At 31.1% G+C, this 13,950-nt stretch carries 15 protein-coding genes; 6 read left to right on the top strand and 9 right to left on the bottom strand.

Annotated features, from left to right (window positions below):
* Nucleotides 1–13 precede the first annotated feature (13 nt).
* Nucleotides 14–1,189: a tryptophan synthase subunit beta gene (trpB, locus tag CAMP5118_RS03305; RefSeq protein ID WP_337215013.1), complete on the bottom strand. Its 1,176-nt coding sequence runs from the start codon at nt 1,187–1,189 to the stop codon at nt 14–16.
* Between the two features lie 275 nt (nt 1,190–1,464).
* Between trpB and CAMP5118_RS03300 the strand changes: the two genes are divergently transcribed.
* Nucleotides 1,465–1,908 (top strand): YqaA family protein, encoded by a 444-nt coding sequence (locus CAMP5118_RS03300; protein ID WP_263708428.1) that lies wholly within the window; start codon nt 1,465–1,467, stop codon nt 1,906–1,908.
* Here CAMP5118_RS03300 and CAMP5118_RS03295 read toward each other — a convergent pair.
* Both CAMP5118_RS03295 and CAMP5118_RS03290 read right to left on the bottom strand, forming a co-directional pair.
* Nucleotides 1,864–2,868, bottom strand: a complete 1,005-nt coding sequence (locus CAMP5118_RS03295) for a nucleoside hydrolase (RefSeq protein WP_263708479.1) — start codon at nt 2,866–2,868, stop codon at nt 1,864–1,866. The two genes, CAMP5118_RS03300 and CAMP5118_RS03295, sit on opposite strands and share 45 nt — an antisense overlap.
* A complete protein-coding gene (locus tag CAMP5118_RS03290; protein WP_263684051.1) occupies nt 2,868–4,223 on the bottom strand; it encodes an MFS transporter in 1,356 nt (451 codons plus the stop codon). The genes CAMP5118_RS03295 and CAMP5118_RS03290 overlap by 1 nt, the downstream gene beginning before the upstream one ends.
* A 129-nt stretch (nt 4,224–4,352) precedes the next feature.
* Between CAMP5118_RS03290 and polA the strand changes: the two genes are divergently transcribed.
* Genes polA through motB form a run of 3 tightly spaced genes read left to right on the top strand, consistent with a single transcriptional unit; the run spans nt 4,353 to nt 8,529 of the window.
* Complete coding sequence (polA, locus tag CAMP5118_RS03285) at nt 4,353–6,992, top strand: DNA polymerase I (RefSeq protein ID WP_337216604.1); 2,640 nt, start codon at nt 4,353–4,355, stop codon at nt 6,990–6,992.
* Between the two features lie 12 nt (nt 6,993–7,004).
* Entirely contained in the window at nt 7,005–7,778 is a 774-nt protein-coding gene (motA, locus tag CAMP5118_RS03280; RefSeq protein WP_039619177.1) for a flagellar motor stator protein MotA, read from the top strand.
* Nucleotides 7,779–7,788: 10 nt separating this feature from the next.
* On the top strand, nt 7,789–8,529 hold the full coding sequence (gene motB / locus CAMP5118_RS03275) for a flagellar motor protein MotB (RefSeq protein WP_263679464.1): 741 nt from the start codon (nt 7,789–7,791) through the stop codon (nt 8,527–8,529).
* A gap of 8 nt (nt 8,530–8,537) precedes the next feature.
* On the opposite strand, the gene CAMP5118_RS03270 is transcribed toward motB, so the two are convergent.
* The 6 genes from CAMP5118_RS03270 to CAMP5118_RS03245 form a co-directional block, all read right to left on the bottom strand.
* On the bottom strand, nt 8,538–9,521 hold the full coding sequence (locus tag CAMP5118_RS03270) for a beta-ketoacyl-ACP synthase III (protein WP_337216603.1): 984 nt from the start codon (nt 9,519–9,521) through the stop codon (nt 8,538–8,540).
* Nucleotides 9,508–10,497, bottom strand: coding sequence for a phosphate acyltransferase PlsX (gene plsX, locus CAMP5118_RS03265; RefSeq protein WP_263669153.1), 990 nt, complete (start codon nt 10,495–10,497; stop codon nt 9,508–9,510). The genes CAMP5118_RS03270 and plsX overlap by 14 nt, the downstream gene beginning before the upstream one ends.
* 5 nt (nt 10,498–10,502) lie before the next feature.
* Entirely contained in the window at nt 10,503–10,649 is a 147-nt protein-coding gene (gene rpmF, locus CAMP5118_RS03260; RefSeq protein WP_012662034.1) for a 50S ribosomal protein L32, read from the bottom strand.
* A gap of 14 nt (nt 10,650–10,663) precedes the next feature.
* The gene (locus CAMP5118_RS03255) at nt 10,664–11,017 is read right to left on the bottom strand and encodes a hypothetical protein (protein WP_337216602.1); all 354 of its coding nucleotides are present in this window, start codon (nt 11,015–11,017) and stop codon (nt 10,664–10,666) included.
* Entirely contained in the window at nt 11,017–11,430 is a 414-nt protein-coding gene (ndk, locus tag CAMP5118_RS03250; protein WP_173786824.1) for a nucleoside-diphosphate kinase, read from the bottom strand. The genes CAMP5118_RS03255 and ndk overlap by 1 nt, the downstream gene beginning before the upstream one ends.
* Nucleotides 11,431–11,571: 141 nt before the next feature.
* Entirely contained in the window at nt 11,572–11,856 is a 285-nt protein-coding gene (locus tag CAMP5118_RS03245) for a DUF362 domain-containing protein (protein WP_173786825.1), read from the bottom strand.
* A gap of 184 nt (nt 11,857–12,040) precedes the next feature.
* On the opposite strand from CAMP5118_RS03245, the gene CAMP5118_RS03240 reads away from it, so the two are divergent.
* Nucleotides 12,041–12,637 carry a peroxiredoxin gene (locus CAMP5118_RS03240; protein WP_337216601.1) on the top strand — a complete coding sequence of 199 codons (597 nt, stop codon included), beginning with the start codon at nt 12,041–12,043 and terminating at the stop codon, nt 12,635–12,637.
* A 173-nt stretch (nt 12,638–12,810) separates the two neighbouring features.
* Nucleotides 12,811–13,950, top strand: a 1,140-nt coding sequence (locus tag CAMP5118_RS03235; RefSeq protein WP_337216600.1) for a PDC sensor domain-containing protein, incomplete at its 3' end; no start/stop codon positions are given.

Here is a 13,950-nt window from a genome sequence, read left to right as displayed (position 1 = left end):
TTGAAGTTATCCTTCAACCATAAATTTCACCTTTTTTATACTCATAAATACTTTGCATATCTTTATCGCCTCTTCCTGAAAGATTTACAACTATCACACTTTTTTTCTTTAAAGTCGGACAAAGTTTTTCTAGATAAGCTAATGCATGTGAGCTTTCAATGGCAGGTATAATACCTTCTTCTTTACATAATAATTTTAAAGCATTGATACACTCATCATCGCTAATAGCATGATAACTTGCTCTTTTACTTTCTTGTAAATATGCGTGCAAAGGACCTATGCCAGGGTAATCAAGCCCAGCAGAGATGCTAAAAGTATGAGCAATATTGCCTTTATCATCTTGTAAAACCTTAGTTTTCATACCATGGATAATACCTTCTTTACCTTTAGTAAGTGTAGCTGCATGATAAGGTGTATCTTTTCCTAAACCTGCTGCTTCAACGCCTATGAGTTTAACTTTTTCATCTTTTAAAAATGCATGAAAAATTCCAGCAGCATTGCTACCACCTCCAGCTGCTGCTATGATGTAATCTACTTTTTTATTTAATTTTCTAAGTTGCATTTTACATTCTTTACCTATAATACTTTGAAAATGCGTAACAATTTGCGGATAAGGATAAGGCCCCACTGCACTTCCTACTACATAAAATACTTCTTTGGTGTTTTTAACCCAAAAATTTAAAGCTTCATCCACCGCATCACTTAAAGTTTTACTTCCACTTTCTACCGCATGAACTTTTGCTCCTAAAAGCTCCATTTTATAGACATTTAAGGCTTGTCTTTTTACATCAATAGCTCCCATAAATATCTCACATTCAAGTCCCAAAAGTGCTGCTGCAGTAGCGGTTGCAAGCCCGTGTTGTCCTGCTCCAGTTTCTGCAATAATTTTTTTCTTATTCATTTTCTTTGCCATTAAGGCTTGAGCTATGGCATTGTTGATCTTATGAGCTCCTGTGTGAGTTAAGTCTTCTCTTTTTAAATAAATTTCATGATTATAAAGCTTGCTTAAATTTTTAGCATGGTATAAAGGTGTAGGTCTTCCTACATAATTAACTAAGAGTTCTTTTAATTCTGTGTTAAAATCTTTATCTTTTTTGAGTTTTAAAAAAGCTTTTTCTACTTCATCTAATGCTATTTTTACTTCATTTGGCACAAATTGCCCACCAAATTTTCCGTAATATTTTTTCATAGTATTTCCTTAAAATGATTAACAATATAAAATCAAAAATGATCAACTAAAACTAAAAATGTAAAATAAAAAATGATTGAAAATGTAGTAGTAGGCTTAACGCCAAGAAAAAGAAGCTTTGTTAAATGAGTATTCTAAATTTAGTTTAGAAAATTTTTTCCTTTCCATAGCTTTTCCTTTTAAAAAATTGCCAAATGACTTTACATTCTAAGATAATTATTATTAAAAATTCTTTAAAATGATAATTTGGAAAATAAATACTAAGAAAATTTGTAATGTTTGATTTTTTATATAATGACATAAGCTATATAGGACTTTTTATAGTATGTTTTCTCTCTAGCACACTTTTGCCTATGGCAAGTGAGGCTTTTGTGCTTGCTTTTGTGAAATTAGATTTTAATGCTTATATGGTTTTATTTGTTGCAAGTTTGGGAAATACTTTGGGTAGTTTAAGTACTTATGCGTTAGCTTATTTTGGAGAGAGTCAAATTTTAGAAAAATATTTTAAAAACTCTTTACATAAATTAGAAAAAATCAATGCAAACTTTAAAAAATTTGGCTCTTTGTATGCTTTTTTTACTTTTTTACCCATAGCGGGAGATCTTTTTGCGCTAGGGCTTGGATTTGCTAAGTATTCTTTTTTAAAAGCAAGTATTTTTATAGCCTTGGGTAAATTAAGCCGTTATGCTTTTGTAATTTTCATAGCAAATTCCATTTAAAAGTCTTGATTTTAAAAGATTTAAAAGTCTAGCATTATCAATATCTTTTAAAACTTTTATAGTGTTTTTTAATTCATGATTTTTCATAGGCATTTTAGCATCTTTAAAACACCTTATCGTGCTTCCTCTAGCAAAAGTACTATCACAAATGACATCTACTAAATACTCATCAAAATTTGCTAAATTAGGATCAAGCATATAAGCAATAGTTAATGCATCATGTATCCATGTGCCATTTGTACCTCTTGTTTTGCTTGCATAATCAATCCAAACTCTTAAAGTCTGTATTAAAAAATCACAAAGTGGATTTTGATTTTCTAAAGTATTTAAATCTTCATGTGTGAGCATAGTTTGCATTGTTGCATTGTAAGGAACAAGTGTGATTTTAGCTCTTGAGTTTAAAACTATACTAGCAGCCTCAGGATCAAAACCAAAATTTGTATCTTTGATATGATAAGGCATATCAAAACTTCCACCCATGATAAAAATTTCTTTTACATTTTTATCAAAGTCTTTAAAAAGTTTCATAGCTATGGCTATATTTGTTAAAGGTCCTATAGCGCAAATTGAAATTTCACCTGGGTTTTGCATAACAAGCTCACCCATTTTCATACAAGCATTTGGGCTTATGTTTTCTAAGATTTTTATAGGTTTTATATGATCCCAAAGATGAGTAAGCTTAAACTCTTCTATGCTTTTATCTAGTCTTTGTCTCCAAAAATGACTATCTTCACATAAAGCTTCATGAGCACCTAGATACAAAGGTATATCTAGATTAAGCTTATTTAATAAATCTTTAGCAACGCTATAAGCGGTTAAAGCTTGTACATTACCACTTAAAGTGCTAATCATTTCAAGTTTGATTTCTTTAGAGGCTAAAATAAGCCCAAGGGCTAAACCATCATCGGTATTAGCCCCTGCTATTCCATTGCCTATATCAGTATCTAAAATAAGGCGTATCATATCGCATCTTCTATTAAATTTAAATCTCTGCCTCTAGTTTCTGGCGCAAAGAAAGTTGTGATAAAACCAATTCCTGCGGTGATAACAAAATACAAGGCTATTGGCCACCAAGTGCCATAATAAGCAAGCAAAGCTGAAGCTATCATAGGAGCGGTTCCTCCTGAAAGTATAGAGCCAAATTCTTTTGCTAGTGCCATTTTGGTATAGCGATTTTTTGCCCCAAAAAGCTCCACACCCCACGCAGCTTGCACACCAAAAATTCCTAAAGATGCCAAAGACATACCTACGATGATAGTTAAAATTACAATAATTTCATTTTTACTATCAAGCAACATAAAAGCAGGGAAGGCATAAAGCATTAAAAGCAAGCAAAAGGTTCTATAGGTAATGCGTCTTCCAAATTTATCACTTAAATATCCTGCTAAAGGTATAACCAAAAATCCCACCAAAGAAGCTATAACAACAGCAGTTGTGGCTACTGATTTATCAAGAAGTAAAATTTTAGTTACATAACCTACTATAAAGCCTTGTGCAAGATAAGATGGTCCATTTTCTCCTATCCTTATGCCCACCATAGTCCAAAATGCACGACTTTTTTGCCAAAAAGTTCTTTCATCTTTTTTCATATGTGCTTCATTTTCATGACGAATTTTTAGCATTAATTCTTTTTGCTTTTCAAAAACAGGAGTTTCTTTTACATTTAAACGCATATAAACAGCAAAAAGTGCTATGAAGATACTTCCTATAAAAGGAATTCTCCATCCCCATTCTTTAAAACTAGCATCATCCATGCTTGTAACTAAAAGCCACACAAAAGCTGCAAGTAAGGTTCCACTATTTGATCCAAGAGCGATGATAGAAGAGATTAAACCTCTATGTTTACTAGGAGCATATTCTCCAAGCATGACAGTTCCACCTGAAAGCTCAGCGCCTGCGCCAAAGCCTTGCATAAAACGCAAAATAACCAAACATATAGGAGCCCAAATTCCAATTACTGCATAACTTGGTATAAAACCAATTAAAGTAGTTGAAATGCCCATTAATGCAATGGTACTCATCAATACATTTTTTCTTCCGTATTTATCTCCTAAATATCCAAAAAATAAAGCTCCAATAGGTCTAGCAATAAAACCTATACCATAAGTAACAAAACTAAGCAATAATGCTATAACAGGAGTTTGCTCAGGAAAGAAAACTTCTGAAAAAACAGTAGCTGCAGCTAAGCCATAAAGTGCAAAATCTGCATATTCCATGGCAGTTCCTAGCCAACATGAAAACACAGCCTTTTTAAAAGCCTTTTTTCCTTGTGGAGTTTGAAAATTTTCATCCGCGATTGATTTTGTTTGCAAGATTAAACCTTTATTTGAAATTTCAAAATGATAATTTTATCTAAAATGCTTAAAATGGAAATTTAATACTTTTTACCGACTTTTAAATAATTTTGGGCGATAATTATTATTATTTTTTAATATAGGAAAAAAATGAAAACTTTAACCATAATTGATACTTTTGGCTTTTTCTTTAGGCTTTTTTATGCTTTAAAGGGTTTGAAAAATTCAAAAGGCGAAGCTAGTAATATGATAAGCGGTTTTGCTAATTTTATTTATAGTTTGAAAAATGATCATCCTAGTGATATGATTATTTTTGCTCTTGATAGTAAAGGAAAAACTTTTAGAAGTGAAATTGATCCAAATTATAAAATCAACCGCACTCCACCTCCACCTGATTTATTAGCTCAAATTCCAATTTGCATTCAAATGATAGAAAAAATGGGTTTTTCAAGTTTTTCTTGCGAAGGATATGAGGCTGATGATATCATCGCATCTTTGGTTAAAGAGTGTGAAAATAAGGATATTTTTATAAGAATTATTACTCAAGATAAAGATTTGTATCAACTTATAAAAGATGATAAAGTTAGTATTTATAGTCCTATTTCAAAAAATGATTATAATGAAGCAGGGTGTTTAGAAAAATATGGGGTAAAACCTAGCCAAATAAGAGATTTTTTAGCTCTATGTGGAGATAGCTCAGATAATATCTCAGGTGTAAAAGGAATTGGTGCTAAGGGAGCTAAGAATTTACTTGATGAGTTTGAAAGTATTGAGGGAATTTATGAAAACTTAACACTAGTGCGTAATGAAAGAAGTCGTAATTTGTTGCTTGAGGGCAAAGAAAATGCCTTTTTGAGTAAAAAACTTGCTTCTTTGTATGAAAATTTAGATGTAAAAGATATGCTTTTAAATTGTGAGTATCCAAAAGATGAGCCCTTGCTTAAGATTATGGATATTTTGGAGCATTATGAATTAAATGCTTTATTAAAAAAACTACGCACTAATCCTACTAATAAAGATAAAAATTTAGGATTTAATGCAAGATTAATTTTAGATGAGAAAGAATTATTTGACATTTTAGAAAAAATTGATGATCAAAGCATTGTTGCTTTTGACACCGAAACTACGGGCTTAGATACTAAAGAAGCTAAGATAGTAGGGTTTAGTTTTTGTTTTCATGAAAGTGAAGCCTTTTATGTACCACTTGCGCATGATTATTTAGGAGTTTGTAAGCAAATTTCTATGCAAGTGGCTAAAAAGGGTATAGAAAAAATCTATCAAAGCACGGTTATAGGTCATAATCTTAAATATGATTTTGAGATTATAAAAAACAATTTTAATTTACTTCCTCCAAAAAATTATGCTGATACTATGATACTTGCATGGCTTAAAGAGCCAAGTTTGCGTGTAAATATGGATGATTTAGCAAAAAGATTGTTTGATTATGAGACTTTGCATTTTGAAGACTTGGTAAAAAAAGGAGAAAGCTTTGCAGGAGTGGATGTAGAAAAAGCTTGTAAATATGCAGCTGAGGATGCTTATGTTACTTTAAGATTTTATTTGTATTTTTTAAAAAATTTAGAAAAGCCTTTATTTGAGCTTGCGCAAAAAAGTGAGTTTGAATTTATCAAAGTGCTTATTATGATGGAAAATAATGGTATTAAACTTGATATTCAAAAGCTTGAAAGCCTAATGCAAAGTTTTAATCAAGATATTAAAATACTTAGTGAAAAAATATATGATTTAGCGGGTGAAAAATTTAATATTAATTCTCCAAAACAAGTAGGGGATATTTTATTTGAAAAACTAAAGCTACCAAGTGGTAAAAAAAGCAAAACAGGATATTCTACTGATGAAAAGGTTTTAAATGCTATTTTAGATGAACATCCGATTGTGAAAGAAATTTTAGCTTATAGAGAGCTTGCTAAATTAGTTTCTACTTATTGTGAACCTTTGTTAAAATTAGCCAAAAAAGATGAAAACTCAAGAATTTATTCAAGTTTTTTACAAACAGGAACAGCCACAGGACGCCTTTCATCAAAAGATCCAAATTTACAAAACATCCCTGCGCATGGTCAATATGCTAAAGATTATAAATCCTGTTTTGTAGCAAAAGAAGGATTTAGTTTTATCTCACTTGATTATTCACAAATTGAGCTTAGAATGCTAGCGCATTTTAGTGAAGATGAGAAATTATTAGAAGCGTTTTTAAACGATGAGGATATTCATGCAAAAACTGCTATTATGATTTTTAACCGTAGTGATTATGAGACAAGAAGTATTGCTAAAAGCATAAATTTTGGTCTTATTTATGGTATGGGTTATAAGACTTTGAGTCAAAATTTAAAAATAGAAGCAAAATTAGCTAAAGAATATATTGAAAAATATTTTGAGAATTTTACTAGTATAAAAACTTATTTTGAAAAGGTAAAAAATGAAGCTAAGCAAAATGGTTTTATAAAGACTTTACTAGGCCGTAAGCGTTATTTTGACTTTGAAAATGCAAAGCCTATGCATGTGGCAATGTATGAAAGAGAGAGTATTAACTCTACACTTCAAGGTTCTGCTGCCGATATAATAAAACTTGCAATGATAGAAATTGCAAAAGATTTAGATGAGAACAAACGCTTGATTTTACAAATCCATGATGAGCTTATTTTTGAAGTAAAAGATGAACTTTGTGAGGAATTTGCAAAAAATGCTAGTGATATTATGGAAAATATTGTAAAATTAAAAGTTAAATTAAAAACTTCATCAAGTATTGCCAAAAATTGGGGCGCATTAAAATAAGGAGAATAATTAATGGATCTTTCAACCATACTTGGGATGGTATTAGCTGTTGTTAGTATTTCTGTGGGGGATATTTTAGAGGGTGGTAACCCTTTACATGTTTTGCACTTAAGTTCATTTTTGATCGTGGTTCCAACTGCGGCTTTTTGTGCGATGACAGCAACTCATAAAAAATTTGTTAAAGCAGCTTATAAAGAATTAAAACTCGCCTTTAAAGGTGCGGGGGTAAATTTAAGTCAAAGGATAGCTGAGCTTGTAGAATACTCTATCATAGCAAGAAGAGATGGGCTTTTGGCTTTAGAGTCAAAAACTAATGAAATTGATAATGAGTTTTTAAAAGAAACCATGATGATGATGGTTGATGGCAAGAGCGTAGAAGAGATTAAAGAAAGCATGGAAATCCAAATAGAGGAAATGGAAGAATATTACAAAGAAACGGCAGAATACTGGATCCGTTTTGGTGAGACTTGTCCTACTATGGGACTTGTTGGTGCGGTTATGGGACTTATGCTTGCTTTGCAACTTTTAGATGATCCTCAAGCTATGGCAGCAGGTATTGCAGGAGCATTTACTGCAACGGTAACTGGGATTTTTGGTGCTTATGCTTTATTTGGACCTTGGGGTCATAAAATCAAAGCTAATGCTCATGAGCTCATTAAAGAAAGGATAGTGATCTCACATGCTATAGTAAGTATTGCAGAGGGAGCTAACCCTAGAGATTTAGAGGCTAAATTGTTTAATTACCTTGGACAAGGTGAGCCTAGAATTTCTCAATTTGATAAGTAAGAGTTAAAAAATGGGAAAAAAACATAAATGTCCAGAATGTCCAGCAGGTGAAAAATGGGCTGTGCCTTATGCAGACTTTTTAAGTTTGCTTTTGGCACTTTTTATTGCTCTTTGGGCGATTTCTGAAAGTAACCCCGCTAAAACTGAGGCTTTAAAAACTGAATTTGTTAAAATTTTTGAATTTACTGCTTCAAATCCTTTAGAAAAAGAAAGTGAAGTGCATAATAAATACAGTGCACCATCTAATGCAAATGTTGAAGAGCTTGAAAAGCTTAAAAAATTAAGTATCACCCAACAAGAAAATATAGAAAAATTAAAAGCAGCATTAGATCAAAGAGAAAATAATATCGTTTTAAATTTGCCTGCAAGGGTTGAATTTGCTAGAGGTAGTACACAAATTGATTCAGCTGATGTGCAAGATTTTCTAAAACGTATTAGTGAAGTTTTAAAAAGAATGCCAAAACAAGCTCAAATAGAACTTAGAGGTTATACTGATGCAAGTGATAAAGATCCTAAAAGAAATTTTGATTTAGCAAGTAAAAGAGCTCAAGTTGTGGCTGATTATTTGATTGCTAGAGGAATTAATCCAGCTCAACTTATAGTGGTTAGTTTTGGTGAAAATTATCCTTTGAGTGCAAACAAAGAAGATGAAATAAACAATAGAGTTGAATTTTATATCCGCGTAGATTCTTCAGATAATCAAACTAGAAAGTCAGTATTAGATCAAATTGGAGCTTTTAATAACAAATAAGTTTTTACTTATTTGTTATTTTCTCCACCAAAACGAAGCAATGCTGAACCCCAAGTGAAACCACCACCAAAAGCATCAAGTAATATTAGTGAGCCTTGTTTTAAACGACCTTGCTCGTAAGCATCATTCATTGCCATAGGAATTGAAGCAGCTGAGGTATTGCCATATTTTTGGACAGTAACTACGCATTGTTCGTCTTTGAAGTTTAATTTTTCTTGTACGGCCTTGATAATTCTTAAATTAGCTTGATGAGGTATAAAAAGATCAATTTCTTCGCTTTTTATATCGTTTTTTGCAAGAATTTCAATAACATCATTACTTAGAGTATTCACTGCGATTTTAAATACCTCATTTCCTTTCATTTGCATGGAAAGTGGAGAGCAGATACTGCTTTTTTGAGCTCTTTGAGTCATTAATAAATCTCCAAATTCCCCATCACTTGCAGTATGAGTGTCTATAATAGGAAAATTATCATCTAATGATACAACTCCAGCCCCAGCTCCATCACCAAATAACACACAAATGCTTCTATCAGTATAATCCATAATAGAACTAATTTTTTCAGCCCCTATGATTAATACATTTTTTTTAGCACCACTTTCAACCATAGATTTTGCAAGCTCTAAAAGATAAATAAATCCCGAGCATGCAGCAGAAATATCAAAAGCAGTGATATTTTTTAAGCCTAAATTATGAGCGATTTTACACGCAGTTGATGGCATGGTAAAATAATCAGGACTTAAAGTAGCTACGATGATCGCATCTATATCTTGAGGATTTAAATTAGCTCTTTGTATGGCTTTAATAGCTGCTTTAGTACCAAGATCGCTTGTATTCTCATCATCATTTGCTATGTGTCTTTGTTCTATACCAGTTCTTCTTAATATCCATTCATTACTAGTTTGAACCATTTTTTCTAAGTCAAAATTACTCAGAGTTTTTGTAGGGATATAAGAAGCTATACTTTTTAAGGAAGCTTTAGTTGATTTCATAATTAGAAAGTTCTTTTTCTATAGTTTGATTTATATTTGATTGTGCGAAATTTAATGCTTGAAAAATAGCATTTTTTATAGCTTTTGGACCACTTTTTCCATGACTTATAATGACACATTCTTTTACACCCAAAAGCGGAGCTCCACCGTATTCTTCATAGTCAATATGAGTTTTTAGTTCATTAAAAGCTGGTTTTGCTAAAAGATAGCCTAGTTTTGCTAAAAAAGATTTTTGAATTTCTTGTTTTAGAAGCTTTGTGATAACACTTGCTACACCTTCGCCGGTTTTAAGTAAAATATTCCCATTAAATCCATCACATACTAATACATCTATAGTACCATTAAAGATATCTCTACCTTCGGCATTTCCGACAAAATTTGGAAGTTGCTTTAAGAGTTGATGAGTTTCTTTAGTAAGCTCATTTCCCTTACATTCTTCTTCGCCATTTGATAGTAAAGCAACTCTAGGTTTGGCAATTTTTAAAATCTCTTTAGCATAGGCTTCACCCATAATAGCAAATTGAAATAAATGCTCACTTTTACAATCAACATTTGCTCCAACATCTAGTACAAGTGTTCTTGAATGGATATTTGGCATTAAAGTAGCAATTGCAGGTCTAGCAATATTTGCTAATCTTCCAAGCCTTAATGTAGCTAAACTCATAGTAGCTCCACTATGCCCAGCAGAAACAACAGCTTTTGCTTTTTGATTTCTTACTAAATCAATGGCTTTGTAAATAGTACTATCTTTTCTTTTTAGTGCATCTGTGGAATTTTCATCCATAGCAAACACATCAAAAGCTTCTTCGTATTCTATGTATGAGTTTAATTCTTGAGGAATCAAGGTTTTTAGTTTTTGAGGATCCCCTACCAAGATGGCTTTAAATTCACGCTCTTTTAGAGCTTGAATCACACCTTCTATGATAGGTTTTTCCCCAAAATCACCACCCATTGCATCAATAGCAATGCTTGTCATCGTTATTAATATTCCTTAGTTACTGGATTTACACGGTGAGGCATTTTATAGCTACCATCTTTGTCTTTTATAGGCATAGGTAAGGTAACTTTATAATGAGTTCTGCGTTTTGCTGCACGAGTTTTACTCACTCTTCTCTTAGGTACTGCCATTTTTTACTCCTTTATTAATTTAAACATTTATTACAATAAAAATAATCACTTAAATAAGATTGCAACTCACTTGTGGCAAGTTCAATTAAATCTATATGAGAGTCAAAAAACTCCATAGTATCACTTAAAGTATTATTTTCATCTTTAAAAATTCCATCGCTTGCAAAAAGCTCTATATTTTGATCGATTTCAAGCTCCATTTCATCGCCACATCGATCACAGTTTCTATAAGTAAATCCTTTGAAATTAGCTTTTATTTTTGCTAATTTTGGATTAACTTTTGTAATAGTTCCTTCAAAAACTATATTACCAAGATCTAGCTTAAAAGGATAAGCCACAGAGCTAAGTTTTGCAAAGGCAATTTTCATTATAAAATTTCAGTTTTTGAAAAGAAAAATTCTATTTCAATTTTTGCATTTTCTAAGCTATCACTTCCATGAACCGCATTTGCATCAATACTATCTGCAAAATCTGCTCTAATAGTACCAGGAGCTGCTTCTTTTGGATTTGTAGCACCCATTAATTCTCTGTTTTTTAACACTGCATTTTCGCCTTCTAAAACAGAAACCACAACCGGACCGCTGATCATAAATTCAACTAAATCTTTAAAAAAAGGTCTGTCTTTGTGTACAGCATAAAATTCTTGCGCTTCTTTTTCTGAAAGCTGTATTTTTTTTGTTGCTGCTATTCTTAGACCATTGTTTTCAAAGCGTGTTAAAATTTGACCAATAACACCTTTTTTTACTGCATCAGGTTTAATAATAGAAAGTGTTTTTTCCAAAATCGTCCCCTTAATTTAAATTAAGTTTTATATTTATAAAAGAGCTAATTATACCAAAAAATGCTTTAAATTTATATAAAAGTTTAGAGTTATTGAAGGGTTTGTAAGTAACTTGAAATCAAGATACTTACATTAAATTTATTAAGCAAATACTGGAGTTGAACCGTCTCTTAAATCACTACCGATGTTATCACGACTTGGTTGACCACCTACTACATCACTCCATACAATACAACCATCGGTTGGGCAAGCACTTGCACAGGCTGGTTGATCATTGTGTCCTACACACTCAACACATTTATCTGCATAAACATAATATCTGTCTTCGCCCTCAGGATTATTTGCATCATCTACGATCGCACTTACTGGGCATTCATCTATACAAGAACCACATGCTATACAAATATCAGTAATTTTAACTGCCATTTTTTACTCCTTAATATTAATGTTGAATGCAAGATTATCAAAATTGTGTTAATTTTATTCTTAAAATCTATTAATTTTGATAATAAAATTAAATTATGGATAATTTTACACAATTAATAAATTTTTAAATTTACAAATGATATTATTTTGTTACAAATAAAATTTATTAATTAGGAGATAAAAAATGATAGTTACTAAAAAAGCTATTGATTTTACAGCACCAGCTGTATTAGGAAATAACCAAATAGTTGAAGATTTTAATCTTTATAAAAATATAGGACCAAAAGGCGCGGTAGTATTTTTCTATCCAAAAGACTTTACTTTTGTTTGCCCGTCTGAAATCATTGCTTTTGATAAAAGATATCAAGATTTTAAAGATAGAGGTATTGAAGTAATCGGCGTATCTTGCGATAATGAATTTTCTCACTTTGCATGGAAAAATATGCCAGTAAATCAAGGTGGTATAGGTCAAGTTAAATTTCCTTTAGTAGCTGATTTAACTAAACAAATTGCTAGAAATTTTGATGTTTTATTTGAAGAGGCAGTTGCTTTAAGAGGTTCTTTCTTACTTGATGCTGATGGAACAATTCGTCATGCAGTGATCAATGACTTACCACTTGGAAGAAACATTGATGAGATGATTAGAATGGTTGATACTATGTTATTTACTAATGAACATGGTGAAGTTTGCCCAGCTGGCTGGAACAAAGGTGATGATGGTATGAAAGCTGACCCTAAAGGTGTTGCTGATTATCTAAGCAAAAACGAAAGTAAACTATAATTTTATAGCAGTGAAGTCTTACTTCACTGCTATTTTACTAAAAAATTTCTACATCTATCACTTTATTTTACATTTTTAAAAAATATTTTGTTTTTTTATGAATTTTTAAAATTATTATTATAATTTTTTGATAGAATTATTAATATAATGATAATAAAATTCAAGGAAAATAAATGCTTTTTAAAAATAGTTTTATTAGTGTAAAAAATAAACTTTCTTATACTACAGGGATTATAGTTGCTTTAGCTTTGTTTATAGTAACGGCAATGGCTTTTTATTCAAGTAGAGAAAATCTTATTATAAATAGTAAAAATGCAAATAAAGATTATTTATTAGTAACTACTGCTCAAGTGGAAACTTATATTGAAAGTTATGTTGAAATTCTATTATCTATAAAAAAATATATAGATTCATTACCAAAATACCAGACAGAAAATTTTGATAAACTAGGGGAATATTTTGCTAAGGATTTGAAAGTATTTAAAGACGGTTCAAATACTTTAGCAGTATATCTTGGTTTCCCTGATGGAACTATGCTTGTTAGTGATGCAGAATCAGATAAGAAAGGAATACCTTTTAGAAAAAGAGGTGGTGGTATAAGTTATTATGATGATCCTCAATATAATGCAACCACACGAGATTGGTACAAGGGAGCATTAAAAAATAAAGGTGTTTTTGTAAGTGATGTGTACGAAGATTCAGTAACAAAATTCCCTAGTTTTACTTATTCTGTACCTATTGAAAAAAATGGAAAACTTATAGCCGTTTTGGGTGTTGATTTACTTTTAACATCTCTACAAAAAACATTTGAAAAATTACCAGGAAGTGTATTTGTTTTTGACAATACTAGTTCAATACCTTTTGCATCTAACGATAAGTCTTTAATATTAAAATCATACCCAAACATCGATGAGATTAAAAATCACCATAAAGTAGTAGGTGATTATAAGACTTTTGAATATACTGGGATAAATAGTAGAGAAAAAAGATTTGGAGTTTGTGCAAATATTAATAATTCAAATGCTCATGTTAACTATGTAGCGTGTGCAATTCAAAAACAAGATGATTTAGATAAATTAGTTATTGAAGATGTATTTGATCAAATTATAACATCTATTGTGATTTTAATTTTATCATGTCTTATTGTTTATTTTATTTCATCAAGATTGTTATCACCTTTACAAGCTATACAAAATGGTCTTAGTTCTTTCTTTGACTTCATCAATCATAAAACTAAAGATTCTGCTATGATAGATGTTAAAACAAATGATGAGCTTGGTGCTATGGCAAAAGCCATTAATGAAAACATCACC

The organism is Campylobacter sp. LMG 7929 (assembly GCF_024723595.1).
Classification (GTDB): Bacteria; Campylobacterota; Campylobacteria; order Campylobacterales; family Campylobacteraceae; genus Campylobacter_D.
This window is presented reverse-complemented; position numbering and strand designations above follow the sequence as displayed.